Here is a 26,170-nt window from a genome sequence, read left to right as displayed (position 1 = left end):
CGTGCCCGGAGACGCCCCGGCGCCGCCGCCCGGGTCGAGTGCCCGACCGGGCCCCGACCGCGCCGGCGGTGACGGCCGGGCGCCGAAACACCCTCACCTCCGCACGGAAAAGACGATTCTGATGTCCACCCTCACCGACACCACCGGACCCTTGGCCAACGGGACCGACGCCGACGAGACCACGGCCGAGGGCGCCGCGTCGCACGGTCGCCACCGCGGCCGCTCCGCCTCCGACGACGTGCCCGAGGCCGACCCGCACGGCCGGCACCGCGCCGCCGCAGGCCGGGGCTGACCCGCACCGACCCCGCGCCCCCGTGCGACTCGCGCCACTCGCACCCGCACCACGCGCGCCAGGGCCCGCCGGACACTCCGGCGGGCCCTGGGCCGCATCCGGCGGGGCCACCCGCCGGAGGGTCAGTCCAGCGTCACGATCGTCCGCAGCGCCTCGCCGCCCCGCATCTGCGCGAGCGCCTCGTTGACGTCCGCCAGTCCCACCCGGTGCGTGATCATCCCCGCCAGGTCGATCCGCCCGGCCCGCCACAGCTCCACCACCAGGGCGACGGTGCGCGGCACCGGTGCCCCGCCGTACAGCGAGGGCAGCAGCCGCTTCTCGTTGAAGAACAGCTCCCCCATGCTGAACTTCGCCAGATCGTCCTGGGCCCCGGCACCGATCACCACCACGGCGCCGCCGCGCCGAGCCGCGTCGTACCCCGCCCGGACGGTGGCCGAGCGGCCGACGGCCTCGAAGACGTAGTCGAACCCGCCGCCCGGCAGGGCCTTCGCCGCCGCCTTGAGCTCCTCGGGGGCGAGCGCCTCGGTGGCACCGAAGGCCAGGGCCCGCTCCCGGCGCGAGGCCACCGGGTCGACCACCGCGATCCGGCCGGCACCGCAGACCCGCGCGCCCTGCACCGCCGAGACGCCCACCCCGCCCGCGCCGATCACCGCGACCGACGCGCCGGGCTCGACCCGGGCGGTGTGGACGGCGGCGCCGATGCCGGTGGTCACACCGCAGCCGATCAGCGCGGCCGGCTCGTACGGCAGGTCGGCCGGCACGGGGACGACCGCGTCCCGGTCGACCACCACCTCCTCCGCGAAGGTGCCGGTGCCGTAGAAGCCGGACGCCTCCACGAACCCGCCCTCCGCGCCGAAGCGGAAACCGGGCGCACCGAGGCGCCGCAGGCTGGCCACGCACAGGTGGCCCCGGCCGCGCTCGCAGTGGGCGCAGCGGCCGCACGGCGCCATCCAGCAGAGCACCACGCGGTCGCCGACGGCGACGTCCGTCACCCCCTCGCCGACCTCGACCACGTCTCCCGCGCCCTCGTGACCCGGCACGAACGGTGCCGGGTGCGGCAGCACCCCGCTCATCGCCGACAGGTCCGAGTGGCAGAGGCTGGCCGCCCGGAGCCGGACCCTCACCTTGCCGGGGCCGAAACCGACCGCCACCACGTCGTCGCGGACGTCCAGGGTGTCCTGGCCGGTCTTGTGCAGGACGGCTGCGCGCATGCGGCTGCTCCGGTTCTCCTCGGATCGACGGTCGGGCCGATTCTGGCACGACGCGCCGGGGCGGAGTAGAACACGTTCCACCCGGTGGCGCGCGGGGTCCCGGGGCCGGCCGGCGCCGTACCGTCCAGTAGGGTCCGACGGCGAGCAGGACCCCCGCCACCCCCCACCCCGCCGAGGAGCAGCACCATGTCCGACCTCCTGGAGACCGCGCGCCCCCGGCCCGAGGTGCTGACCGCGTTCGAGGGCGCGACCGGGTTCATGCCGGTGGACGAGGGCCTCGCGCTGTACGCCGCCGCCGTGACCGCCGCCCGCCGCACCGGCCTGCCGGTGCTGGAGATCGGCACCTACTGCGGCCGTTCGGCCGTCCTGCTGGCCGCCGCCGCCCGGGAGACCGGCACGGTCGCCCTGACCGTCGACCACCACCGGGGCTCCGAGGAGCAGCAGCCCGGCTGGGAGTACCACGACCCGACCCTGGTCGACCCGGAGGTCGGCCGGATGGACACCCTCCCCCGCTTCCGCCGGACCCTGCACGCGGCGGGCCTGGAGGACCACGTGGTGGCCCTGGTCGGGCGCTCCCCGCAGATCGCGGCCCTCTGGGGCGGGCGGCTCGGCCTGGTCTTCATCGACGGCGGCCACACCGACGAGCACGCCACCGGCGACTACGAGGGCTGGGCGCCCCACCTGGCGCCCGAGGGCCTGTTGGTGGTGCACGACGTCTTCCCGGACCCGGCCGACGGCGGCCAGGCCCCTTACCGGGTGTACCTGCGGGCACTCGCCGAAGGGTTCGAGGAGGTCTCGGTGACGGGATCGCTGCGGGTGCTGCGCCGCGCCGCCGCCTGAGTCGCCCGCCCTGATCTGCGGGCGGACCCGGCGGGTGCGGCCGGAGGGCCCGGGGAACGCGGACCGGAACGCGGGCGGGGAGCCCGGGCGGGGAACCCGGGCGGGGAACCCGCGGCGCGGCCGGGAATCGGCCGAGCCGTCCCACGGCCGATCACGGATGCTCTAACGTCGTGCCGGGGCTGTCGGGCGGGGGCGCGGACGGTACGGTGTCCGCGCGGTCGCGGGCGCCCGCGACCGCGGCACGGCCGCACGACACAGCAGAGCATCCGGGCAGACCGTGGGGGCTAGCGCAATGACGGACCAGCAGAACACCGCTCCGGCGGTCTGGGACCCGACCGCCCGCGGTGGCGCCGGCGGTTGGGTGCGCGGACCTCAGCAGCAGGCCGCACCCGCCGGCCCGCCCCCCACGCCGCCGGCAGGACCGCCGGCAGGACCTCCCACCGGCCCCGTCGCTCCGGCCGGCCACCCCCAGCCGCCCGCCGCCCCGCAGCAGCAGCCCTCCGCCGGCGCCGTCGGCGACCAGGGACCGCCGCTGGGCGCCCGCCCGTACCTGGCCGCCGCCCCGGACCCCGCGCCCGGCTACGACGCCCCGACGGCCCGCATCCCCCTGCCGGTCCCGCCCCAGCCGGCCCCACCCCGGTCCGTGCCGCCGTACGGCACGCCGTACCAGCAGCCGCAGCAGCCCGGGCAGCAGCCGCCCCCGCCGCCGTACGGCCAGGGCCCCGGCGCCGCTCCGTACCCGGGCCAACCGCCGCAGGGCCACCCGCAGCACCACCCGCAGCCGGACTACGCGCCGAACTACGCGCAGCCGGGCTACCCCCCGCCGGACTACCCGACCGGCTACGAGGACGTCGACGACGAGGACGACCGCGGCGGCAAGCGCGCGCCGCTGCTGATCGCCTTCGCCCTGCTCTTCGTCCTGGCGCTGGGCGGCGGCATCCTCTGGGCCATCAGGGACGACGGTTCCACGACCGACCGGGCCGCCCCGTCCCCGACCTCCGCCACCGCCGACGGCGCCGCCCCGTCCGGGGCCCCCCAGCCGGCCCCGGCGCCCACCGGCGGCACCGGCGCACCGACCCCGACCGACACCCCCTCGGCGAGCGCGAGCGCGACCCCCAGCCCGACCGCCGGGGGCGGCCCGAACGCCCAGCCGCAGGCCAAGGCGCTGGACGAGCTGCTGACCCAGGGCGAGGGCGCGAAGGCGCCGATCGGCAGTGCGGTCGCGAAGGTGAGCAGCTGCCCGTCCAAGCCCGACATCGACGCCGCCGCCCAGGTGTTCGACAACGGCGCCAAGCAGCGCGACCAACTCCTCACCAAGCTGGCCGCGTTGAGCTTCACCGACCTGCCCGGCGGCGCGGAGGCGGTGCAGTCGCTGACGTCCGCCTGGCAGCTGTCCGCGGACGTCGACCGGGCGTACGCGAGCTGGGCCCGGGCGGTCGCCACCCAGGGCTGCTCGGGCACGGCCCCGAACACCGCCGACAAGAAGCGCGCGGACGAGCTCAACCCGCGGGCCACCCAGGCGAAGAAGGACTTCGTGGCGAAGTGGAAGACGATCGCCGACCAGTTCGGCCTGACCGTCCGGACCCAGGACCGGATCTGAACCACCCCGTACGGCACAGGAACAGGACCAGAACCACCCGTGACCCGCACCGCCCACGGCCCGTCCGGCCCCACCGACCCGGCTCCGCCCACCGACCCGGCTCCGCCCACCGGGCCGTCCGACCCTGCCGGGCCGGCTCGACCGACCGAACCGGCTGAACCGGCTCAACCGGCTCAACCGACCGGGCAGACCGGGCAGACCGGGCCCCGCAGGCGCTCCGCCCTGCTGCGCACCGTCACCGTGATCGGCGTGCTGGGCCCCCTCGGTCTGGCCGGCTGGCTGGGCTGGCAGGCGGTCGGCTCCCCCGACCGCGGCACGCACGCCTCGGCCCCGACCGCCCCGGCGACCGCCGCCCCGGCACCGGCCGGCGCCGCACCACCCGCTCCCGACGCGTCCGGCGCCACTCCGTTCGCCCCGGCGACGGGCGCCCCCGCGACGACCCCGGCCGTCACCGACGCCCCGGCGACGGCCCCGGCCGCCACCGGCGCCCCCACCACCCCCGCGGCGGGCGCCGCCCCCGTCTCCTCCACCGCCCTCGCCGGCCGCACCGTCCTGCTCGACCCCGGCCACAACTCCGGCAACTTCTCGCACACCGCCGAGATCAACCGGCAGGTCGACATCGGCAACGCCCGCAAGGAGTGCGACACCACCGGCACCTCCACCAACGCCGGCTACACCGAGGCCGAGTACTCCCTCGACGTGGTCCGCCGGGCGCGTGCGATCCTCGCCGCACGGGGTGCGACGGTGGTGCTGGTCCACGACGGCGACCGCCCGTGGGGACCGTGCATCGACGAGCGCGCCAGGGCCGGCACCACCGCCCACGCCGACGCGGCCGTCTCGGTGCACGGCGACGGCGGCCCGGCGAGCGGCAGCGGGTTCCACGTGATCATGCCCGCCAAGGTGGTCGCCGGCCGGGCGGACACCTCGGCGATCGTCGCCCCCTCGCACCGGCTCGGCCTCCTGCTGCGCGACGGCTTCCGCGCCGCCACCGGCGAGCCCTACGCCGACTACACGGCGAGCCAGGGGCTGGACACCCGTTCGGATCTCGGCGGGCTCAATCTGTCGACCGTACCCAAGGTGTTCATCGAGTGCGGTAACATGCGCAACCCGACGGACGCCCGTCGAATGACGGACCCTCAGTGGCGCCAGCAGGCCGCCCAGGGGATCGCCGACGCGTTGACGACGTTTCTGACCACCCGGTAGGCGACGCCGCGAACAGCGCGGCGGCGACCCGGCAGGCAGCTCCCCGAGAACGCGCCGTGGAGCACACTGTGAGGTACGCCGCACAACAGGCGTCCTGAGGAGTCGACAGCCGGTGGGCGGGCCGGTGGACGGCAGGGGTCGGAACCGCGCAGTTTGCAACGACTTCGCCCCATTGCCGAGCCCGCCGTGCACCCGCCGGGCGGTTGGCCCTAGGCTTCTGGTCCGTTCGGGGTTTTCCGGCCGGTCAGCCGACCGCGTCGGGCGCCGACACGAAACCCGCCGACCACGACACACCAACGAGGGGAACGTTAGTGAATCTGCGCGCTCTCACCAAGGGAGACGCCGCCGTCGCAGGTGCGGCCGTCCTGCTCTTCATCGCATCCTTCCTGCCCTACTGGACCGTCGAGTGCAAGGGCAAGTACTGCGGCGACACCTCGACGAACGCCTGGGACAGCGTCCTGTTCCCCGTCCTGCCCTCGGTCTTCCTGCTCGGCCTCGTGGCCGCCGCCCTGATCCTGGTGCAGCGCTTCCAGGGCCAGGCCGCCGCCAACCGCCAGATCCTCGGCCTGCGGCTGGACCAGTGGGGCATCGCCTTCTCGGTGGCGGCGCTCTGGGCTGCGCTCTGGTCCCTCGGTGGCGGCCTGGAGGGCATCGGCCACGGCTTCGGTGCCTGGCTCGCCGTCATCGCGCTGATCGTGCTGGCCGGTGCGGCCGCCGGAGGTCAGCTGATCCCGGTGCTCAAGACCCCGCTGGTCAGCGACAAGCCGGCCGTGCAGCCCTACCCGGGCGGCGGCTACCCGACCCCGCAGGCGGGCCAGCCCGGCCAGCCCGTCGGCCACTACGGCTACCCGGGCCCCGGCCAGGACCCGAACCAGGCGCAGGCTCCGGCGTTCGGCGGCCAGCCCGGCGGCTACGGCTACCCGGCCGCGCAGGCGGGCCAGCCCGGCCAGCCGCTTCCGGGCCAGTCCCAGGCCGGTCAGCCGCAGGACCTCGCCGCCCAGCACGCGGCGCAGACCGAGCAGGCCCGGCCGGCGCAGGCCGCCGCCCAGCAGGCGCCCGCGTCCGACTTCGCGCCGTTCTGGTTCGCCGTCCCGGCGCCGCGCCAGCTGGCCCCGAAGGACAGCCCGGTCGGCGCTCCGGTCGGCGACCTCGTCCCGGGCACCTGGTACCTGGCGGTCGAGCAGCGCGGCACCGCGCTGGTCGCCCAGCTCCAGGACGGCACCCAGGGCCTGCTGGTCGACACCGCCGGCATCCAGCGCGGCTGACCCGGCCGCACGCCCCGCGTGCGACACGGGAACACCCCGCACGACACCGAAAGGGGCGGGACCGGCGCGATCCGGTCCCGCCCCTTCGGCATGTCGTCGGTCCGGGCACCGGCCGGGCCCCGGCCCGACTCAGGCCCCGGCCCCGAGGGGCTCAGGGCTCAGCAGCAGTCCTGGACCACCAGCCCGGTCGGCAGGTCGTCACCACCGAACACCGCCACCGTCGCCGGGTCCCCGCCCAGCGCCGCGACCGTCAGCAGCAGCGCGCCCGCCGTCCAGGTGGTGCGCTCCTCCGGCCAGATCGCGTCGTCCTCGAAGACGTACCCGGTCCAGTACGAGCCGTCGGTGTGCCGCAGGTGCTTCTGGATCCAGCGCAGGATGTCCACCGCGCGGTCGGACTCGCCGATCGCCCAGAGGGCCATGGCCAGTTCGGCACTCTCGCCGCCGGTCACCCAGGGGCGGTCGCTGACGCAGCGCACACCGAGGCCGGGCACGACGAACCGGTCCCAGTCCCGCTCGATCCGCTCCAGCGCGGCCGGGCCGCGCAGCGCGGTGCCGAGGACGGGGTAGTACCAGTCCATCGAGTAGCGGTCCTTGTCGAGGAACCGCTCGGGGTGGTGGGAGATGGCGTGCCGGAGCCGGCCGGCCGCGAGCTCCCAGTCGGGCTGCGGCTCCTCCAGGTAGTCGGCGACGGCCAGCCCGCAGCGGAGCGCGTGCAGGATGCTGGACGAACCGGTGAGCAGCGCCTCGCCTGCGGCCTCACCGTGCTCGTCGAGCCGCCAGGAGATCGGGCCGCCGGGAAGCCGCCGGGCGACGATGAAGTCGAGGGCCCGCCGGACGGTGGGCCAGATCCAGTCCAGGAAGGCGTCGTCACCGGTGGAGAGGTGGTGGTGCCAGACGCCGACGGCCACGTAGGCGCAGAAGTTGGTCTCCTTGGCGGCGTTGCACACCTCCCCGTCCGCGAAGCCGCCGGCGGCGGTCTCCGCACCCCCGGCGCCCTGGCCGTACGCGTAGGCGGCGTACCAGGAGCCGTCCGGGTTCTGGCGGGCGGCCAGCCAGCGGTAGGCGGCCTCGGCGGCGGCGTGCTCGCCCGCGGTGTCCAGGGCCATCGCGGCCTCGGTATGGTCCCACGGGTCGAGGTGGTGGCCGGTGAACCACGGTATGGCGCCGTCGGGTTGCTGCTCGGCGAGGATGCTGCGGACGGTGCCGGCGGCCTGCTCGGCGTCGAGCACGCCGTCGAGCAGCAGGACCTCGGGGACGGCGGCGGTCACTCCGAGCCGCCCGCCGCGCCCGCGCCCGTGTCCGTGTCCGTGTTCGCGCCCGCAGCGGCGGAGGCGGTCACGCCGGACCGGCGGGGCTTGGAGGCGTAGGCGACGAAGCTCTTGCCGATGACCGGGTTGAGCGCCCGCTCGGCGGCCTTGGTGAGGGTGCTGATCACCGGGGTGCCGACGATGTCCCAGACGAGCAGCTGGTGGTAGGCCTTGACCGGCAGCGCCTTGTCGTTGCCCACGCCGACCGCGCACTTGATCCACCAGTACGGCGAGTGCAGCGCGTGCGCGTGGTGGGTCCCGTACGGCTCCAGGCCGGCGTCCTTGAGCCTGCCGAGCAGTTCGTCGCCCCGGTAGATCCGGATGTGGCCGCCCTCGACCTCGTGGTACTCGTCGGACAGCGCCCAGCAGATCTTCTCGGGGAGCCAGCGCGGCACCGTGACGGCGAGCAGACCGCCGGGCTTGAGCACCCGGAACATCTCGTTGAGCACGCCCTTGTCGTCCGGGATGTGCTCCATCACCTCGGAGATGATGATCTTGTCGAAGTACTCGTCCTCGAAGGGCAGGGCCAGCGCGTTGCCCTCCACCGCGACCGCGGACGCGCCCTCGGGGGCCTCGCCGGCCTGCTCCATGGCGGCGAACCACTTCCTGACCTCGGCGATCTCCTCGGCGTTCTGGTCGAGGGCGATCACGTTGGCACCGCGCCGGTAGCACTCGAACGCATGCCGCCCCCCGCCGCAGCCCAGGTCGAGCACCCGGTCGCCGGGGGCGAGCGGGAAGCGCGAGAAATCAACGGTCAGCACTGCGGGCTCCCATTCCTTGGTAGGAAACGTTTCTGACGCCGAGTCAGAGATATCGCGTTGCACGAACCGGGCGGCCGTCGGGCGAACCCGCCGGCCGATCGGCCCACCCCCGAACCGGCCCACCCCCGAACCGGCTCGCCGACGGACCGGCTCACCGACGGAGACCGACCCGCCGCCGGACCGGCGGCCCGGCGGACCCGCCCGACGGCCGCCCGTCAGGCGACGTAGCGCCAGCCCGGACCGGACCGGGCGTTCCGGCCGACCCCGGTGGCGATGGCCGCCCGGTAACCCTCGACGGTCAGCTCGGCGGCGCGCTCCCAGGTGAACCGTGCGAGCACCCGCTCGCGTCCGGCCGCACCGAGCGAGGCGCGCAGCGCCGGATCGTCCAGCAGCCGCCCGAGCGCCGCCGCCAGCGCGCCCGCGTCGCCCGGCGGCACCGCGAGGCAGGTCTCGCCGTCCGGGCCGGCCACCTCGGGGATCGCCCCGCCCGTGGTCGCGACCAGCGGCGTGCCGGTGGCCATCGCCTCGGCGGCGGGCAGCGAGAAGCCCTCGTACAGCGACGGCACGCAGGCCACCTCGGCCGAGCGGTAGAGGTCGACCAGCTCCCGGTCGGTCAGGCCGTGCCGGAACTCGATGTGCCGCTCCAGCCCGAACCGGCGCACCGCCTGGGCGATCGGCCCGTCCCCCTTCTGCGGCTTGCCGACCACGACCAGGTGCGCGTCCCGCTCGGTGCGGACCTTGCCCAGCGCCTCGACCAGGTGCACCAGGCCCTTCAGCGGCACGTCGGCGCTGGAGGTGGTGACGATCCGCCCGGGCACCCGGTCCACCGTCGCCGACGGGGACCAGAGGCGGGTGTCGGCGCCGATCGGCACCACCGAGACGGCGCCCGGCACGGCGCCCAGGTGCTCGGCGATCTCACGCTTCGAGGTGCCGGAGACGGTGATGATGTGGTCCAGCCTGGCGGCGACCCGGCGCTGCATCCGGGTGAAGGCGTACCAGCGGCGCAGCGACAGCCGCCTGATCCTGCTGGTGGCCGCCTCCAGCTCGACCCGTCGGTCGACGGTGATCGGGTGGTGGATCGTGGTGACCAGCGGGAAGCCGTGCCGGGCCAGCCCGAGCAGGCCGTAGCCGAGCGTCTGGTTGTCGTGCACGACGTCGTAGCGGCCGCGGTGCCGGGCCAGGTACTGGCGGGCGCGCAGCGAGAAGGTCAGCGGCTCGGGGAACCCGCCGGTGCGCATGGTGGCGTACTCCAGGAGGTCCACCGGCCCCCGGTACTCGTCCAGCGCCGGGGTGCGGAACGGGTCGTCCGTCCGGTACAGGTCCAGGCTGGGCAGCTCGACCAGGCGGACCGAACCGGGCCCCTCGACCTCGTCCAGCACGGGGTAGGGCTGGGCGCCGATCACGTCGACGTGGTGGCCTAGGCGGGCCAGTTCGCGGGACAGGTGCCGCACGTACACGCCCTGGCCACCGCAGAACGGGTCGCCCCGGTACGAGAGCAGGGCAATCCGCAGCGGTTGCGCGGTCATCGTCGGCCCTCGTCTCTGCTGCTGTCGGTGCTGCCGGTCGCTAAAGTAGATCAGGTTTCAGTGTGGTGTGGAGTTCGCCGGAAACCAGGTGAACAATGAGAGACCTCGAAGATACCGGCCCGTAGCTTCCACTCAGGAGCCAGGGCTGGTGATTCACGCCACGCCCGAGCACCATGCCCGAGCAGCCCGCCCGAACAGTCGCCCGAGCGGCCGTGGAAGCGGACGCCCGGGCACTGCCCGGACACCGCCCGGAGCCGCCGGGCACCGCCGGAGCAGCCCGTCACTCTCGCGCCCCGGGAGCCCCCTTGCCGTCGTCCGCCATGCCTCCGCCCACGTCCACCGCCCCCGCCGCCCCCGCTCTGCCGACCGTCACGCCGCCCGGTGCGCCGCCTGCCGCACCGGTCTCCGACGTGCCCCCGACCGCCGTCGGCCCGACACCGCCGCTCACCGCCCGGCAGGCCGAACGGCGCCGCCGGATCCTGCGCACCGCGACCGCGCTGGCGGCCCGCGGCGGGTACGAGGCGGTCCAGATGCGGGAGGTCGCGGAGGGCGCCCAGGTGGCGCTCGGCACGCTGTACCGGTACTTCCCGTCCAAGGTGCACCTGCTGGTGGCGGTCATGCTGGAGCAGTTGCGCGGCCTCCAGGAGCAGGTCCGACGGCACCCGCCGGCCGAGCGCGAACCCGCCCCGCGGGTCGCCGAGGCGCTCACCCGGGCGTTCCACGCCCTCCAGCGCGAACCGCTGCTCGCCGAGGCCATGGTCCGCGCGCTCTCCTTCGCCGACCGCTCCGTGAGCGCCGAGGTCGACCAGGTCTCGGTCGCCACCGGCCGGCTGATCCTGGATGCCATCGGCCAGTCCGAACCACCGACCGAGGCCCAGCGCGCGGCCGTCCGGGTGATCGAGCACACCTGGCACGCCGCGCTCGTCGCCTGGCTCTCCGGCCGCGCCTCGATCGCCGAGGTCCGCGCCGACCTGCACACGGCGGCCCGGCTGCTCACCCTGCCCTGAGGGCTCGGCGCCCCGCCCCGGGGCGGCCCCCGCTCCACCCGCCCCCTCCACCCTCGCCCCCCTCCGCACACCCCTCCTTCACGCTCCCCCTCCGCCGCCTCCTCGTTCTCCGCCCGCTCTCCCCCCACGCCCCCTCCACCCCCTCCAGGACTGGAACGTGTTCTCGCCCCGCCGGATCCACCCCGCCCGGCGCGGCGGCTAAAGTCGGCATGCAGGACAATTCCATCCCGTTTCTCCTCCGGGGAAAGCCGGTGCGAATCCGGCACTGACCCCGCAACCGTGAGCCCGGCACCACGCCTGCCGGGCGAGTCGGAGCGCCCGGGGAGAGGCGAGCGGCCCAGCCGGGCGGACCACCGCCGGGCACCGTCGAGGGCTACGGAACGGCCTGTCCAGGCCGACACCGCTCACCGAAAGGCACACCTCCCACCATGCTCACCGCCGCCCGCCTGGGCGCTGCCGCCCTGACCGCCGCGCTGCTCACCGGCACCGCCGCCGCCCCGGCGCTCGCCGACACCCCCACCCCCGGCGCCGGTGCCACCGCGCTCCCCGAGGGCCTGTACGGCAAGGGCGACCCGACCTACGACGCGGTGTGGCGGCAGTCGCTCTCGCTCACCGCGCTCGCCGCCGCGAAGGTGACCCCGGCCGACTCCGCCGTCTCCTGGCTCACCGGCCGGCAGTGCGCCGACGGCGGCTGGCTCTCCTACCGGGCCGACGTCTCGGCCGCCTGCGACCCCACGCAGGCGGACAGCAACGCGACCGCCGCGGCGATCCAGGCGCTGGTCGCCCTCGGCGGGCACCAGGACGCCGTCGACAAGGGCGTCCAGTGGCTCAAGGCCAACCAGAACGCGGACGGCACCTGGGCCTACAACCCCGGCAACCCCGGGGACGCCAACTCCACCGGCCTCGCCGTGAACGCCCTGTTCGCCGCCAAGGCCGACCCGGCCGGGGTCGCCAAGGCCGGCAAGAACGCCTTCGACGGACTGGCGACCTTCCAGCTCGGCTGCGCCGCCCCCGCCGACCAGCGCGGCGCCTTCGTCTACCAGTCCGCCCCGGACGCCGCAGGCGAGGCGAACGCCCTGGCCACCGGCCAGACCTCGCTCGCCGCGGCCGGCGGGAAGCTCCCGGTCACCAACACCAACCGGACCGACGCCGCCCCCAAGCCCCTCACCTGCACCGACGGCGCCACGGCCGCGCCCGTGCCACGCGCCGACTCGGGCGAGGCGGTGGCCGCCTACCTGACCACGCAGCTCGCGTCCGACGGGCAGCACCTGATGCTGAAGCTGGCCGGCGCGACGCCGACGCCCGACTACACCGCCACCGCCTGGGCGGTGCTCGGCCTGGTCCAGGGCGGGCACCCGCAGCAGGCCGCCGGTGCGGTGGACTGGCTGGCGAAGGAGGGCGGCACCTGGACCAAGGGCGGGACCGACGCCGCCGCCACCGCCACGCTGCTGCTGGTCGCGCAGGCGGCGCAGCGCGACCCGGCGACGTTCGGCGGGAGCGACCTGGTCGCCCAGCTGACCGCCCTCGGCCCGGCTCCCAAGGCCGTCGCCGCGAACGGGTCGCCCACCGCGTCCGCGTCCGAGACCGCGAAGAAGGACGACGGCGGCGGACTCAGCACGTACTGGGTGCTCGGCATCGGCCTGCTCATCGGCATCGGCGGCGGCCTGCTGCTGAGCCTCCAGCGCAAGCGCGGCGCCAGGCCGTGACCGACCCCGCCCCGTTGGCCGGCCACCCACGGGTGGCCGGCTCCTCCCCGTCACCGGATGCGCCCGGCTCGGATGCGCCCGGCTCGGGTGCGTCCGGCCCGGGTGCGTCCGGCGACGCGGGCGGCCCCGCTGCCGGGCTCTCGGCCGGGCTCTCGGCCGCCGAGCGACGACGGCGGTGCTGGCGGCGGGTGGCGCCCGCGGCCGTCCGGTTCCTCGCCGGGCTGGTCACCGGGGTGCTGATCCTGCTGGTGCTCGGAGCGGCTCCCGCACAGGCGGCCGGGTACCGGTACTGGTCGTTCTGGAAGTGGTCCGGCAGCGGTTGGGCCTACCAGCAGCAGGGGCCCGCCGTGCACGTCCCGCCGGACGGCGCCGTCGAGGGCTGGCGGTTCGCCGTCAGCCCGGACGGCGGCCAGGAGGCCGCGCGACCCGGCACCCCGGGGGACTTCGCGGCCGTCTGCGGGGCGACCCCGGAGCAGAGCGGGCGCAAGCGGGTCGCCGTAGTGCTGGACTTCGGCACCCCCGCCGACGCACCCGCACGCGAGACCCCGCCCGAACCGCGCACCGCCTGCGCCGTCGTCAGCGCCCGGGCCACCTCGGCGGAGGTGCTGGCCACCGTCGCACCGCCGCTGCGGTACGACGGCAACGGGCTGCTCTGCGCCATCGCCGGCTACCCGCGGACCGGCTGCGGCGAGCAACTCGGCAACGCCGACCGGCCGTCCGCCGCCGGCACCACGCCGGTCGGCGGGTCCGGGAACGCAGCCGGAAGCGGCTCCGGGACCGACTCGCACGACGACGCCTCGTCCGGCATCGGCGGCCCCGACCTCGGCGTGATCGCCGACGTCGCCCTCATCGCCCTCCTCGTGGCGGGCGCCGTCCACCAGACGCGCCGCCGCCGATGAGGACGACGGCCGTCCGCGCACCGGGTCACCGCCGCCCCGCCCCGTAGACCGACCGACGTCCGTCGACCAGAACGGAGCGGACCGACCCGCCGACCCGCCCGGACCGTCCCACCCCGCCCCGGCTCCCCCGACCCCCGCTCCCCAGGACCCCACCGTGCCCACACCCCGTGCCGCCCGCCGCCGACCGGCGCCAGGCCCCCGCCAACTGCACCCCGGGGCCTGGTGGCTGTGGGCACTCGGCCTGGGCGCCGCCGCCACCCGGACCACCAACCCCCTCCTCCTGCTCCTCCTCGCCGCCGTCGCCGGCTACGTGGTCGCCGCCCGCCGCACCGACGCGCCGTGGTCGCGCTCCTACGGCACGTTCCTCCGCCTCGGCCTCCTCGTGCTCGGCATCCGCCTCGTCTTCGCCGTCCTCCTCGGTTCGCCGGTCCCCGGCACCCACGTCCTGTTCACCCTCCCCGAAGTGCCCCTTCCCGCCTGGGCGCAGGGGGTGCGGATCGGCGGCCGGGTCACCGCCGAGGGACTCCTCGCCGCGCTGTACGACGGGCTCCGGCTGGCCACCCTGCTGGTGTGCGTCGGCGCCGCCAACGCCCTGGCCAGCCCGGCCCGTCTGCTGCGCACCCTCCCCGGTGCGCTCTACGAGGCGGGCGTGGCCGTCGTGGTGGCGATGACCTTCGCGCCGAACCTGGTCGCCGACATCCAACGACTGCGCGCCGCCCGCCGTCTGCGCGGGCGCAGCGACCGCGGGATAGCTGCCGTCCTGAGCGTCGGACTGCCCGTCCTGGAAGGGGCGTTGGAGCGTTCGGTGGCGCTGGCCGCCGCGATGGACACCCGCGGGTTCGGCCGCACCGCCGACGTTCCGCGCAGGCTGGCCCGGGCCACGGCCGCACTCACCCTGGCCGGGCTGCTCGGCATCTGCCTCGCCGCGTACGGGCTGCTGACGGCAGGCGGCGCCGGCTGGGCGGCGCCCGTGCTCCTCCTCGGCCTGGCCGCCGCCTTCACCGGACTCCTGCTGGGCAGCCGGCGCTCCGTCCGGACCCGCTACCGCCCGGACCCGTGGGCGCTGCCCGAGTGGCTGACCGCCGGATCGGGCACGGCCGTGGCCGCGTTGACGACGTGGCTCGCCGCCGGCTACCCGGCCGCCTTCGCACCCACCGTGGTGCCGCCGACCGTCCCCGTCCTGCCGCTGACCGCCGTCCTGGCCGTCCTGGTCGGTCTGGTGCCGGCGTTCGTCACCCCGGTGCCCCGCCCCACCACGGTGACCCGCCCGGTCGGCGCGGACACCGGCCCGCCGCCGGATCCCGGACCGGACACCGGGGCCCGCACCCGCACCGGCACCCGCACCCGCACCCGCACCCGCACCGGCACCGGCACCGGCACCGACCCGAACGACGCACCGACCCCGCCCCGGAGGGCCTCGTGATCACCTTCGAGCAGGTCACCGTCCAGTACTCCGACACCGACGCGCCCGCGCTCAGCGGCGTCGACCTGACCGTTCCCGAGGGCGAACTCTGCCTTCTGGTGGGCCCGTCGGGTTCCGGCAAGTCCACCCTGCTGGGTGCGGTCAGCGGCCTCGTCCCGCACTTCACCGGCGGCGTGCTGCACGGCCGGGTCACCGTCGGCGGGCGCGACACCCGCGAGCACCGCCCCCGCGAACTCGCCGACCTGGTCGGCACCGTGGGCCAGGACCCGCTGGCGCACTTCGTCACCGACACCGTCGAGGACGAACTCGCCTACGGCATGGAGTCGCTGGGCCTCCCTCCGGACGTGATGCGGCGGCGCGTCGAGGAGACCCTCGACCTGCTCGGCCTCGCCGGCCTGCGCGACCGGGCGCTCACCTCGCTCTCCGGCGGCCAGCAACAACGCGTCGCCATCGGCTCGGTGCTCACCGTCCACCCGCGCGTCCTGGTCCTGGACGAGCCCACCTCCGCCCTGGACCCGAGCGCCGCCGAGGAGGTACTGGCCGTGCTCCAGCGGCTGGTCCACGACCTGGGCACCACCGTGCTGATGGCCGAGCACCGGCTGGAGCGCGTGGTCCAGTACGCCGACCAGGTCCTGTTGCTGACCCCCGGCGCGCCGCCCGTTCTCGGCGAACCCGCCGAGGTGATGGCGCACTCGCCGGTCCACCCGCCGGTGGTCGGACTCGGCCGGCTGGCCGGCTGGCACCCGCTCCCGCTGTCCGTCCGCGACGCCCGCCGCCGGGCCGCCGGCCTCCGCACCCGCCTGGACGGCCACCACCCCACCGGATCCCCCGCCCCCCTCGGCACGGTCCTGGCCGAGGCCGGCCGCCTGGCCGTCCGTCGCGGCTCCGTCCCGGCGCTGCGCGGCGTCGACCTCGCCCTCCACGCGGGCGAGATCACCGCCCTGATGGGGCGCAACGGCGCGGGCAAGTCCACCCTGCTCGGCGCCCTGGTCGGCCTGCACGCGCCGGCCTCCGGCACCGTGACGGTCGGTGGCCGCGCCCCGCACCGCACCCGGCCCGCCGACCTGATCCGCCACGTCGGCCTCGTCCCGCAGGACCCGCGCGACCTGCTGTACGGGGAGAGCGTCGCCGCCGAGTGCGCCGCCGCCGACGGCGACGCGGGCGCCGAACCCGGCACCTGCCGCGCCCTCGTCGAACGCCTGCTGCCCGGCCTCGCCGGCGCCGCCCACCCCCGCGACCTCTCCGAGGGCCAGCGCCTCACCCTGGCCCTGGCCGTGGTGCTCACCGCCCGCCCGCCGCTCATCCTCCTGGACGAACCCACCCGGGGCCTGGACTACGCGGCCAAGGCCCGGCTCGTCGAGATCCTGCGCGCCCTGGCCGCCGACGGCCACGCCGTCCTCCTCGCCACCCACGACGTCGAGCTGGCCGCCGAACTCGCCCACCGCACGGCCATCCTGGCCGAGGGCGAGATCGTCGCGGACGGCCCGACGCCCGAAGTCGTACTCGGTTCACCGGCGTTCGCCCCGCAGGTCGCCAAGGTGCTCGCTCCGGGCCCTTGGCTCACCGTCCCCCAGGTCGCCCGCGCCCTCGCCGAGGTCGCGGAATGAGCAAGAACGGCCTGAACCGTCCCGTCCCGCTCGGTCGTCGCTCGATCACGGCCCTCCTCCTCACCTCGCTGGTCGGGGTGGCCGCGTTCGGGTGGCCGCTGCTCGCCTCCGCCGAATCGGCCCTGGTCGGCCACTCCACCGACGCCCCTTGGCTGTTCGCCCTGCTCCTCCCGCTGCTCCTCGCCGTCGTCGTCGCCCAGATCTCCGAGGGCCGCACGGCGGGCGGCGGCGCCCCCGGCCTGGACGCGAAGGCGGTCGCCCTGCTGGGCGTGCTGGCCGCCGCCGGCGCCGCCCTGCGACCGCTCGGGGCGGGCACGGCCGGGCTGGAGCCGATGTTCTTCCTGATGGTGCTCGCCGGACGGGTCCTCGGTCCGGGCTTCGGCTTCGTGCTCGGCGCGCTCTCGATGTTCGCCTCCGCCCTGCTGACCGGCGGGGTGGGGCCCTGGTTGCCGTTCCAGATGCTCGCCATGGGCTGGGTGAGCCTCGGCGCGGGGCTCCTCCCGGGCCCGGACCGCGTGCGCGGCCGGCGCGAGCTCGTCATGCTCGCCGTCTACGGGGCGGGGGCGTCCCTCCTCTACGGCATGATCATGAACCTCCAGGGCTGGCCCTACATCGCCGGGCTCGCGAGCTCGATCTCCTTCGTCCCGGGCGATCCGCTCTCCGACAACCTGGTCCGGTTCGCCGTCTACTGCCTCACCACCTCGCTCGGGTGGGACCTCCCCCGCGCCGTTCTCACCGTCACCCTCTGCCTCACCCTCGGCACCCCCGTCCTGCGCGCCCTGCGCCGGGCCACCCGCCGCGCAGCCTTCGCCGCCCCGGTCGCCTTCCACCCGCCGCGGGAGGACTGACGGCGGCGCCCCAGGGCATCGGGGTTCTCCCGGGGGCGGATCCGCGCTACCGGGAGCCGCGGCAACCGGCGCAGAGCTTCCCCGCTCCGCCGACATGACGCCCGCACATGCCGCCCCGCCCCGGACACTCGTGGTGCCGCCTCTGACCCGGGACCACGGCCACCCCGACACCCGCCGTCCGCAGGCCCGTTGAGACCGGCGAGACCGGCGGGACCGGCGGGACCGGCGGGACACCCAGCAACCGGGCGCCGAGGATCGCCCCGACGCTGCGGGTGACCTTCTCCGGCAGCGGGGCGGACAGGATGCCCGCCAGGGCGTCCGGCGCCCAGCCGCCCGCCAGCAGGCCCTCCACCCGGGCGGCCTGGTCCGTCAACGGCTTCCCCGCCAGCGCCAACCGCGGATCCCGGCGGCCGAGTTCGATCAACAGGCCCAGGCCCTCGGTCCTCCGGGGCGGCGCCGCGACCGGCCTGCCCGTCCCGGACGGAAGGACGGAAGGCTTCCCGGCTTCCTTCTCCCTCGTCGTCCTTGCCTTCGGGGAAGGGCCTCCCGCCTTCCCGGCACCTGCCGCACCGGCTCCGGCGGGCCCGGCGGCCGGGGACGCGGGAACCGGCGGCACCGTGTGAACGGCCTTTCCCACCACCGGGACTTCGTGCACCGAGACCAGCGTCCGGACCCGGCCCGAGAGGGGATCGCGCGAGGTCCGGCGGACGTAGTGCCCGGCCTCCTCCAACTCGCGCAACGCCCGGGCCACCGTCGCCCGGCCCTCGACGCTCTTCGCGGCCAGGGTCCGGACGTCCTCCCGCGCCCCGTCGGGCAGGCTGAGGAGGTACCCGAGCAGCCCACGGGCCGCCCAGCTCAGCGAGTGCTTGCGCACGACATGCCCGTTGTCGAGGATCGTGTACCCGGGCGCGTGCTTGGGGATACGATTGATCTGCATCGTGGAGCGCTTTCTCCTGGTGCCGTTCCCCGGGGTGTTGGCGCACCGCCGGGGTTTTCCTTGGAACGCTGCTGCTGAGCGCAATGATCACGCTAATCCAGCAGACCGCCCCGGAAACCCCATCCGGATCACCCGATCGGGCGGCGCACGCGCACTCACCCCGGCGCACGCCGACACCCCACAACGCGCCCTGCCCCGGCACCGACCGGCTCGACACGCACCTCGCCCGCAGCCGCGAAGCGGGACCCGACGACGGTGCGCCCCGGACGAGCCGTCCGGGGCGCACCGTCAGGAGCAGCCGGCCTCAGACCTTCGGGGCGGCGGACTGCACCACGTCGAAGGACCACAGGGTGGAGCCGCTGGCGGCCGGGCGCTGCGGGGCCTCGCCCTCGGCGGCCGGCGGGCCCTGGCGGTGGGCCGCCTGCATGGGCCCGGCGAGCCAGGCCTGGAAGGACTCCTCGTCGCGCCAGCGGGTGTAGACGAGGTACTGGTCGGTGCCCTCGACCGGGCGGAGCAGCTCGAAGTACTCGAAGCCGTCCGAGTTCTCCACCGCACCGGCCCGGGCGGCGAAGCGCTTCTCCAGCACCTCCCGCTGCTCAGCGGGGACGGTCAGGACATTGATCTTGACGACGGACACGCCGTACCTCCTCGTCCGCCCGCCCCCGACGCAAGGTCGGGGTGCGGGCCCTGTTCACTGAGAAGGCAGTCTGCTACACCTCACGCGGACGAAGCGTCGCAGGTCAGGCGATCCACGGCGGGACGACGTGGTCGCCGGTTCGGCGCGCACCACCGGTCTTGTCTCCATGGATCGCCGACGAGCAGCGGCCCGTGCCCGTCCGGCCTTCACCGGCCGGACGGGGTCTTCTGTCGCCTCAGGGGAATATTCGAGAATCAACGCCGTCCTCGGACCGATTCCACGGCATCCTGATTCGGCCTGACCGACAGCGAGGGGAGCGGCTGTGAGCCGACGACTGCGGTACATCGGAAGCAACTCGGGGAACAACGGATGCCCGACGCTCTACGAGGATGTCGAGACCGGAGAGGTGCTGGTGCAGGGCGACGCCGTCACCGACCCCGACGAAGTGGCCCAGCTCCGCAACGTCAAGCCCGGCGAGGGGTTCGTGGTCGTGCCCCGCGTGCTGCTCGCCGACTTCGCTCCGCGAGACGTGGGCCGGGAGCCCGTGCTGATCGACTTCGAGGAGTTCGACAGCATGTTCGACAGCTTCGAGCACACGGCCTTCCGGCTGGAGACCCGTCGCAGGTACCGGTCCGACGAACGAACCGAGACCTACCGCCGGTTCGTCGCCGGGCAGGATGTCGGATGGGACCTGGAGGACCCGTGGTGCCGTTCGCGCCGCGAGCAGGTGGCCCTCGGCAAGCGGTTCGAGCGGGTGAGGGTCATGGACAGCCCGCCCACCCCGGGGCAGCGGTACCTGCTCGACAACGCCGAACGGAACAGTGCCGTGGGCGAGGACATCCGGTACCTCTGGCGCGCCGACGCCGATCATCTCGGCCTTCCGGCGGAGGACACCTGGCTGTTCGACTCGCGCGTGATCGCCCTGCTGCGCTTCGACCCCGACGACGATCTGACCGGCGTGGAGCTGATCACCGACCCGGTCCAGGTGGCTCGCGCCTGCCAGGTCCGGGACGCTGCCCGGCACTTCGCCACGCCGCATCGGGCGTTCGTCGCCGGGGTACCGTCCGGCGTGTGACCACCGACTTCCGACAAGCGAGAATCGCCCTCGGCCTACGGCTCCGCGAGCTGCGCACCGAGGGCGGTCTCACGGGCCGGCAACTGGCCGAGCACCTGGGCTGGACCCAGTCCAAGGTCAGCAAGCTGGAGACCGGCCGACAGACCGCCACCCACGACGACCTCAGGGCTTGGGCAACGGGTGTCGGCCGGCCTGGCGCGGGGCCCGAACTGACGGCCAGGTTGCGGGCGTTCGAGTCGCAGTCCCGGTCATGGCGACGGCAACTCGCGGCCGGACACCGGCCGGTGCAGGACACGCTGACGATCGAGTACGAGCGGTCGACGGTCATGCGCGCCTGGGAAGGCTCCATGATCGTCGGCATGCTCCAGACGGCCGACTACGCCCGACACGTGTTCAACGCGTACGTGGACCTCCACCGGTCGCCGCGCGATGTCGAGGAGGCGGTACGAGCCCGCGTTCGACGGCAGGAAACCCTCTACCGGCCGGGCAAGCAGTACCGCATCGTCATGTGGGAGGCCGCGCTGCGTGCCCGGCTCTGCCCGCCCGCCGTCATGGCCGCTCAGTTGGACCGGCTCAGCGGCGTGATCGGCCTGGACACCGTCACCCTGGGCATCGTGCCGTTCGAGGCCCAGCTCGCCCTTCCGCCCGCCAACGGTTTCTGGATCTATGACGAACGGCTTGTCATTGTCGAGGACTGGCACGCGGAACTGTGGCTGGACCAGGCGGAGAACGTGGCCCTGTACGCGCGCGCCTGGGAAACGATGGCCGGCGCAGCCGTCTTCGGACCGGACGCCCACAGGGTTCTGGCGCGGTGCCGTAGGGCACTCGGAGCCGTCTGAGGAATCCTCGCGCATCCGGCCCGCGAGCCCTGGAATATTCGAGAATCACAGGCCCATCGGTGGTTCCCGCAGGCATAGCGTGCCGGCCAAGGAGCTTCGACCGACGCGGAAGGCCCACCCGTACCCCCTGAAGGACCCGCCGCCCCCGGCCGGTCCTCACCCACGAAGGGCTCGGCGATGCGCCGTTGACGACCGAGCAGCGTCAACGGCGGACGGCACTGCCGACCCGCTCGGACCGCCGCCGCGCAGAGCCCCGCCCGTCCGTCCCCGATGGCGGACTGCAGGATCCATGGCCGCAGAAGCGGATCGGGTCCGACCTCAGAGTCAGGAGAGTCCACATGATGTCGATCAGCACGGAGCGGATCACGGGCCGGTCCCTCGTCGACCCGGCCCTGTTCGAGCGGATGGTCACCCGGATCGCCGGAGAGGAGGAGATGGACCTCGCGCTCGCCGAGCGAGTCATGGACCAGGCCCTCGCCTTCCTGGGAGCGTGCGCAGTCAACCCCGGCGCCAGGCTCGCCCCGTCGAGCCTGGTGGACATCGGATGGCACACGTTCATCCTGCACACCGCCGACTACGCCGAGTTCTGCCGCTCGCTGTCCGGCCGGTTCCTCCACCACGTGCCGACCGAGGGCGCGGGCGAGTCCGCCGAAGGCGTCGGCATCGCCACCACGGTGGCCGTCATCGGGGCGAGCGGGTACGCCGTGGACCCCGAACTGTGGAGCATGTCCGCCGAGTGTTCCGAGGGCAGCGGAGGAGACGGAAGCGACACCAGCGGCAGCGGTAACTGCTCGCAGTGCCACCGCGGTTGCCACAGCAGCTAGGAGCCGATCAGATCGCCCGCCCAGCCCTGCGGTCCGGGACCGGGCGGGCCCGACCCCGAGGAACCCCCGATGGCCGACATCTGGAAGCAGCTACCGGACGCCCTGCGCATCAGCATCGAAGGGCGGACCGGCACGGTGACCGCCGCCGTGCCTCCCACGGCGGGAACGGTGTCCGACTTCGCCGCCACGCTGGAGACGACCGGCGGGCCGGTCTTCTGCAAGGCCGTGCGCGAGGACAACCCGAAGGCGTGGATGCACCGCCTGGAGTCCGTCGTGAACTCCGTGCTGCCGCCGCACATCGCGCCCCGCATGCTCTGGAAGGTCGAGGCCGGCGGGTGGCTGGCCCTGGGGTTCGAGCACGTTCCCGGCAGGCACGCGGATCTTTCTCCGGGGTCCGCCGACCTGCCGTTGGTCGCCCGGACGCTGGAGACGCTCGCCGGAACACTGACCCCGGCGCCGCCCCTGCGCGCCTTCAGCCTGGCCGATCGGTGGTCGGGACAGGACTTCTGGCACCACCTCGGTAACCGGCACCGGGACCGACTCGATCCGTGGACCGTGGCACGGCTGGACACGCTGGTCCTGGCCGAACGCGAAGCACCCGACCTGATCGACGGCAGGACCCTGGTCCACACCGATCTGACCGGGCCGAACCTCCTCGTGGACGGCGCAGCCGTGCGCGTCGTCGACTGGGCCTTCCCCGCCCCCGGCGCCGCATGGGCCGACACGGCTTACGTGGTCGTCCGGCTGATCGAGGCAGGGCACACTCCCGAGCGCGCCGAGCGGTGGGCCGACGGCGTCTCCCTGTGGCGTGCCGCGCCCCACCGGTCCGTCACGGCCTTCGTCGCGATCCTCACCGGCTTGTGGACCCTCCGCGCCGCCGAGACGCCCGGGCGGCAGTGGGACGCCCTGGGCGCTCACGGACTCGCCTGGCTTCGCCACCGTCTCGGGTAGCCGCCCGGAACAGGTCCGGCCGCCGACGCCTCCGCGCAGCAGCCGGACCTCCGCACCCTCAGTCGGGGAAGGCGGGCCGAGCACGGCAGGCGAGCACCCCGGTCGATCGCCGTCGCAGGTCAGGCGATCCACGGCGGGACGACGCGGTCGCCGGTCTCCGGGTTGACGGCCCGTGACGGGGTCGGGGAGGCGACCACGGCGGTGAAGCCGCCCTCGGAGCTCATCCGGCGGACGACCTCGGCCGGCAGGACGAGGGTGTCCCCGGCGGCGACCGCCAGGGCTTCACCCGCCAGGTCGACGGCGGCGGAGCCGGTGAGGAAGGTCCACACCTGCTCGGTGTCCATGGCGTGGCGGGGGCCCGAGCTCCCGGGTGCCATCTCGACCTTCCAGAGCGCGAGGCCCGTACCGCCCTGGGCGGGCGAGGCGAAGGTGGTCATGACGGCGTTGGGCGTCTCGGTACGACGGGCCTCGGTACTGCGGATGACGGACAAGAGCGGTTGACCCCCTACAATGGACAATCAAGTTGTCTATATAGTCAATGAGGTTGTCGATCGTGTCAAGGGAGAACGACCCGCAGCAGGACGAGGCCCCCCGGACCACGCCCGAATCCCGGGCGCAGCCCGGCTACGAACTGCCGCTCCGCCTGCTGCTCGCCTTCCGGGTGATCATCGACGAGCTGCACGAGCGCATCGCCCGCGAAGGCCACCCGGACCTCCGGCCGATGCACGGCTTCGTCTTCCAGGCGATCGGGCCGGAAGGCACCACGGCGGTCGAGCTGGGGCGGCGCCTCGGCGTCTCCAAGCAGGCCGCCGGCAAGACCGTCGAGCACCTCGAACAGCTCGGCTACGTCGAACGCGGGACCGATCCGGCCGACGCCCGGCGCAAGGTGGTCAGGTTGACCCCCCGCGGTGTCGACTGCCTCGTCCGCTCCGCCCGGATCTTCGAGGAGCTGCGCGGACAGTGGTCCGCGACCCTCGGCGGCGAGGAACACCTGCGCGCCCTGGAGGCGGCCCTGCGCACCCTCGCGCCCGGGGACCCGTTCCGGCTGGACACCCCGCGCTGGTTCGGGGCCCCGTAGCGAGGGGCGACGGGGAGAGAGGGGAGGAAGGGGAGAGAGGGGAAGGAGGGGAGGAAGAAGAGAGAGGAGAGGGAGCGTCAGAAGGAGCGGCCCTCGCCGTGGTAGGGCAGCTCGTGCCCGACCGGGTCCGGGCGGTCGCGGCGGTCGGCGCAGAGCGTCGAGGAGAGCCGGGTGAGCAGTGCGGCGAGGTCGTCGAACTGCTTCTCGTCCCAGTCGCCCAACAGGTCCGCGAGCTGCTCCCGGCGGGCGGCGACCAGCTTGAGCGCCACCTCCTCGCCCGGCTCGGTGAGCCGCAGCGGGAGGCCGCCGGTGCGGGACGCCAGGCCGTTGCCCTCGACCTCCCGCACCGCCTCCTCGACCACCGCGAACGGGACGATCCGACGCTCCGCCAGTTCGGCGGGCTCGACCGACCCCTGGTGGTGCATCTGGAGCAGCAGCCAGCTGGACGCGGGTTTCAGGTCGAGCCCCGCGGTGGCGGTGATCCGTTTGAACAGGTCGCGCCGGGCCTCCCGACTGCTCAGCACGGACAGCGCCCGGCTGATCTCGTCCAGCGAGGAGCGCTGCACCGGGTTGAGGCCGATCGACTCGCTGAGGTCGGGAGCGGTCACGGTGGTCCGCAGCTTCTGCTCCTTCAGGAACAGCGAGAGCACGAACGCCACCACGGCGACCGGCACCGCGTAGAGGAAGACCCGGGTGATCGACTCCGCGTACGCGTGGTAGATGTCGGCCTGCGTCGCGGCCGGCAGGCCGCTGATGACGCGCGGGTCCGAGGTGATCGCGTCGGGGTTGAAACCGGGTGGGAGCGTGGCGCCCGCCAGGGCGGTCCGCAGCCGGTCGTTCAGCCCGGACGCGAAGATCGTCCCGAAGATCGAGACGCCGAAGGAGGCGCCGATCGAGCGGAAGAAGGTGGCGCCCGCGGTCGCGACGCCCAGGTCCTCGTACCCGACCGAGTTCTGCACGATCAGCACCAGGACCTGCATCACCAGGCCCAGTCCGAGGCCGAAGACCAGGAAGTAGCAGCTCATCTCGAAGGTGCTGCTGTGCTCGTCCAGCCGGGAGAGCAGCAGCAGGCCGACGACGGTGACAGCCGTCCCGGCGATCGGGAACGCCCGGTAGTGGCCGGTGCGGGCCACGATCTGACCGGAACCGATCGACGTGGCGAGCATGCCGAGCACCATCGGCAGCATGTGGATGCCCGACATGGTCGGCGAGACCTGCATGACCACCTGGAGGAACGTGGGCAGGTAGGTCAGCGCGCCGAACATCGCGAAGCCGATGACGAAGGAGATGACGGCCACCAGGCTGAACGTCCGGGACCTGAAGAGGCGCAGCGGCAGGACGGGTTCGGCCGCCGCCCGCTCGGCCAGGACGAAGGCGACCAGCAGCAGCACGCCGAGCACGCCCAGCCCGACGATCTGCCACGAGCCCCACGCCCAGGTGGTGCCGCCGAGCGAGGTCATCAGCACCAGACAGGTCGCGACGGACGCGATCAGTACCGTGCCCAGGTAGTCGATCCGGTGACTCCGCTTCACCTCCGAGCCGTGCAGCACGGTGGCGATCACCACCAGGGCGACCACGCCGACCGGCACGTTGATGTAGAAGACCCAGCGCCAGCTGAGGTTGTCGACGAAGAGCCCGCCGAGCAGTGGACCGAGCACGCTGGTGACGCCGAAGACCGCGCCGAAGAGGCCCTGGTACTTTCCGCGGTCCCGGGGGGCGACCAGGTCGCCGACGATGGCCTGGGAGAGCACCATCAGGCCGCCGCCGCCCAACCCCTGGAGCGCGCGGAAGGCGATCAGCTCGCCCATGTTCTGGGCGATGCCGCAGAGCACCGAGCCCAGCAGGAAGATCACGATGGAGGCCTGGAAGAAGACCTTCCGGCCGTACATGTCGCCGAGCTTGCCCCAGAGCGGGGTGGCCGCGGTGGAGGCCAGCATGTAGGCGGTGACCACCCAGGAGAGGTGTTCGAGGCCGCCGAGGTCGCTGACGATGGTGGGCAGGGCGGTCGAGACGATGGTCTGGTCGAGCGCGGCGAGGAGCATCGCCAGCAGCAGGGCGCCGATCGGCACCCAGAGGTTGGGGGCGTTGGCCTCCGGAGGGCCCGGCTCGCTCACCGGGGCCCGGTCGGGGCCTCGGTCGGACGCGGCGATCGGATCCGTCATGGCGTCTCCGTAGCGGTGTCAGCGGTGTCGGCGGTGTCGGCGGCAGTGGTGGTGCCGGGGGCAGCGGTGGCGGCGGTCACGGCAGCCCGGTGCGCCCGGGGGCGCCGTTCGGATGATCACTCCCGATTCACCATGCTGTCAGAAATGCCCGGATTTGCTCCGTTCAGTTGAG

The 26,170-nt window shown here is 74.5% G+C and carries 24 protein-coding genes and 1 riboswitch; of the genes, 16 read left to right on the top strand and 8 right to left on the bottom strand.

The genetic code is table 11. The annotated features are described in order from the left end of the window. Positions 1-121 precede the first annotated feature (121 nt). Positions 122-292 carry a hypothetical protein gene (locus tag ACFWOG_RS03235; protein WP_329878860.1) on the top strand — a complete coding sequence of 57 codons (171 nt, stop codon included), beginning with the start codon at positions 122-124 and terminating at the stop codon, positions 290-292. Between the two features lie 122 nt (positions 293-414). On the opposite strand, the gene ACFWOG_RS03230 is transcribed toward ACFWOG_RS03235, so the two are convergent. Next, positions 415-1,503 (bottom strand): alcohol dehydrogenase catalytic domain-containing protein, encoded by a 1,089-nt coding sequence (locus ACFWOG_RS03230; RefSeq protein ID WP_380354192.1) that lies wholly within the window; start codon positions 1,501-1,503, stop codon positions 415-417. 186 nt (positions 1,504-1,689) lie between these two features. On the opposite strand from ACFWOG_RS03230, the gene ACFWOG_RS03225 reads away from it, so the two are divergent. The 4 genes from ACFWOG_RS03225 to ACFWOG_RS03210 all read left to right on the top strand — a co-directional run bounded on the left by ACFWOG_RS03225 (position 1,690) and on the right by ACFWOG_RS03210 (position 6,411). After that, complete coding sequence (locus tag ACFWOG_RS03225) at positions 1,690-2,343, top strand: class I SAM-dependent methyltransferase (protein ID WP_329878862.1); 654 nt, start codon at positions 1,690-1,692, stop codon at positions 2,341-2,343. 292 nt (positions 2,344-2,635) lie between these two features. Then, entirely contained in the window at positions 2,636-3,943 is a 1,308-nt protein-coding gene (locus tag ACFWOG_RS03220) for a hypothetical protein (protein ID WP_380354189.1), read from the top strand. A 249-nt stretch (positions 3,944-4,192) separates the two neighbouring features. Next, positions 4,193-5,146 (top strand): N-acetylmuramoyl-L-alanine amidase, encoded by a 954-nt coding sequence (locus ACFWOG_RS03215; protein ID WP_380354186.1) that lies wholly within the window; start codon positions 4,193-4,195, stop codon positions 5,144-5,146. A 311-nt stretch (positions 5,147-5,457) separates the two neighbouring features. After that, positions 5,458-6,411 (top strand): hypothetical protein, encoded by a 954-nt coding sequence (locus ACFWOG_RS03210; protein WP_380354184.1) that lies wholly within the window; start codon positions 5,458-5,460, stop codon positions 6,409-6,411. Between the two features lie 158 nt (positions 6,412-6,569). Here ACFWOG_RS03210 and ACFWOG_RS03205 read toward each other — a convergent pair whose 3' ends face one another. From ACFWOG_RS03205 to ACFWOG_RS03195, 3 genes are all read right to left on the bottom strand, one after another. Further along, on the bottom strand, positions 6,570-7,679 hold the full coding sequence (locus ACFWOG_RS03205) for a prenyltransferase (RefSeq protein ID WP_329951621.1): 1,110 nt from the start codon (positions 7,677-7,679) through the stop codon (positions 6,570-6,572). After that, entirely contained in the window at positions 7,676-8,479 is an 804-nt protein-coding gene (locus ACFWOG_RS03200; RefSeq protein WP_380354181.1) for a methyltransferase domain-containing protein, read from the bottom strand. Before ACFWOG_RS03200 ends, ACFWOG_RS03205 begins: the two co-directional genes overlap by 4 nt. Before the next feature lie 215 nt (positions 8,480-8,694). Further along, on the bottom strand, positions 8,695-10,005 hold the full coding sequence (locus tag ACFWOG_RS03195; RefSeq protein ID WP_380354179.1) for a glycosyltransferase family 4 protein: 1,311 nt from the start codon (positions 10,003-10,005) through the stop codon (positions 8,695-8,697). 320 nt (positions 10,006-10,325) lie between these two features. On the opposite strand from ACFWOG_RS03195, the gene ACFWOG_RS03190 reads away from it, so the two are divergent. The 6 genes from ACFWOG_RS03190 to ACFWOG_RS03165 all read left to right on the top strand — a co-directional run bounded on the left by ACFWOG_RS03190 (position 10,326) and on the right by ACFWOG_RS03165 (position 17,495). After that, entirely contained in the window at positions 10,326-11,012 is a 687-nt protein-coding gene (locus ACFWOG_RS03190) for a TetR family transcriptional regulator (RefSeq protein ID WP_380354176.1), read from the top strand. Positions 11,013-11,259: 247 nt separating this feature from the next. Further along, a riboswitch (cobalamin riboswitch) is annotated at positions 11,260-11,326 on the top strand. 114 nt (positions 11,327-11,440) lie between these two features. Continuing rightward, on the top strand, positions 11,441-12,718 hold the full coding sequence (locus ACFWOG_RS03185; RefSeq protein ID WP_380354173.1) for a prenyltransferase/squalene oxidase repeat-containing protein: 1,278 nt from the start codon (positions 11,441-11,443) through the stop codon (positions 12,716-12,718). Then, positions 12,715-13,617, top strand: coding sequence for an SCO2322 family protein (locus ACFWOG_RS03180; protein ID WP_380354170.1), 903 nt, complete (start codon positions 12,715-12,717; stop codon positions 13,615-13,617). The genes ACFWOG_RS03185 and ACFWOG_RS03180 overlap by 4 nt, the downstream gene beginning before the upstream one ends. A 154-nt stretch (positions 13,618-13,771) precedes the next feature. Continuing rightward, positions 13,772-15,040 carry a CbiQ family ECF transporter T component gene (locus tag ACFWOG_RS03175; RefSeq protein WP_380354168.1) on the top strand — a complete coding sequence of 423 codons (1,269 nt, stop codon included), beginning with the start codon at positions 13,772-13,774 and terminating at the stop codon, positions 15,038-15,040. Then, a complete protein-coding gene (locus tag ACFWOG_RS03170) occupies positions 15,037-16,647 on the top strand; it encodes an ABC transporter ATP-binding protein (RefSeq protein ID WP_380354165.1) in 1,611 nt (536 codons plus the stop codon). The genes ACFWOG_RS03175 and ACFWOG_RS03170 overlap by 4 nt, the downstream gene beginning before the upstream one ends. Then, positions 16,644-17,495 (top strand): ECF transporter S component, encoded by an 852-nt coding sequence (locus tag ACFWOG_RS03165; protein WP_355406457.1) that lies wholly within the window; start codon positions 16,644-16,646, stop codon positions 17,493-17,495. The genes ACFWOG_RS03170 and ACFWOG_RS03165 overlap by 4 nt, the downstream gene beginning before the upstream one ends. Positions 17,496-17,541: 46 nt before the next feature. Here ACFWOG_RS03165 and ACFWOG_RS03160 read toward each other — a convergent pair whose 3' ends face one another. Both ACFWOG_RS03160 and ACFWOG_RS03155 read right to left on the bottom strand, forming a co-directional pair. Then, a complete protein-coding gene (locus tag ACFWOG_RS03160) occupies positions 17,542-18,432 on the bottom strand; it encodes a helix-turn-helix domain-containing protein (protein WP_380354161.1) in 891 nt (296 codons plus the stop codon). Positions 18,433-18,736: 304 nt separating this feature from the next. Next, positions 18,737-19,069 carry an antibiotic biosynthesis monooxygenase family protein gene (locus ACFWOG_RS03155; protein ID WP_380354159.1) on the bottom strand — a complete coding sequence of 111 codons (333 nt, stop codon included), beginning with the start codon at positions 19,067-19,069 and terminating at the stop codon, positions 18,737-18,739. Between the two features lie 322 nt (positions 19,070-19,391). Between ACFWOG_RS03155 and ACFWOG_RS03150 the strand changes: the two genes are divergently transcribed. The 4 genes from ACFWOG_RS03150 to ACFWOG_RS03135 all read left to right on the top strand — a co-directional run bounded on the left by ACFWOG_RS03150 (position 19,392) and on the right by ACFWOG_RS03135 (position 22,758). Then, on the top strand, positions 19,392-20,144 hold the full coding sequence (locus ACFWOG_RS03150) for a DUF6879 family protein (RefSeq protein ID WP_380354157.1): 753 nt from the start codon (positions 19,392-19,394) through the stop codon (positions 20,142-20,144). After that, positions 20,141-20,983, top strand: a complete 843-nt coding sequence (locus ACFWOG_RS03145; RefSeq protein ID WP_329878877.1) for a helix-turn-helix transcriptional regulator — start codon at positions 20,141-20,143, stop codon at positions 20,981-20,983. The genes ACFWOG_RS03150 and ACFWOG_RS03145 overlap by 4 nt, the downstream gene beginning before the upstream one ends. 338 nt (positions 20,984-21,321) lie before the next feature. Beyond that, positions 21,322-21,807, top strand: a complete 486-nt coding sequence (locus ACFWOG_RS03140) for a glycine-rich domain-containing protein (protein WP_380354154.1) — start codon at positions 21,322-21,324, stop codon at positions 21,805-21,807. Between the two features lie 69 nt (positions 21,808-21,876). Beyond that, entirely contained in the window at positions 21,877-22,758 is an 882-nt protein-coding gene (locus ACFWOG_RS03135; protein ID WP_329878879.1) for a phosphotransferase, read from the top strand. A gap of 119 nt (positions 22,759-22,877) precedes the next feature. Here the strand turns inward: ACFWOG_RS03135 and ACFWOG_RS03130 are convergent, their stop codons facing one another. Next, positions 22,878-23,249 (bottom strand): cupin domain-containing protein, encoded by a 372-nt coding sequence (locus tag ACFWOG_RS03130; RefSeq protein ID WP_380354151.1) that lies wholly within the window; start codon positions 23,247-23,249, stop codon positions 22,878-22,880. 62 nt (positions 23,250-23,311) lie between these two features. Here ACFWOG_RS03130 and ACFWOG_RS03125 point away from each other — a divergent pair, with 62 nt between their 5' ends. Beyond that, positions 23,312-23,836: a MarR family winged helix-turn-helix transcriptional regulator gene (locus ACFWOG_RS03125; RefSeq protein ID WP_380354223.1), complete on the top strand. Its 525-nt coding sequence runs from the start codon at positions 23,312-23,314 to the stop codon at positions 23,834-23,836. A gap of 77 nt (positions 23,837-23,913) precedes the next feature. On the opposite strand, the gene ACFWOG_RS03120 is transcribed toward ACFWOG_RS03125, so the two are convergent. Continuing rightward, entirely contained in the window at positions 23,914-25,998 is a 2,085-nt protein-coding gene (locus ACFWOG_RS03120; protein ID WP_380354149.1) for a DHA2 family efflux MFS transporter permease subunit, read from the bottom strand. Positions 25,999-26,170 lie beyond the last annotated feature (172 nt).

This window comes from Kitasatospora sp. NPDC058406, from assembly GCF_042722765.1.
GTDB lineage: Bacteria > Actinomycetota > Actinomycetes > Streptomycetales > Streptomycetaceae > Kitasatospora.
The sequence above is the reverse complement of the archived record's forward strand: the minus strand, read 5'-3'. Positions and strand labels throughout refer to the sequence as shown.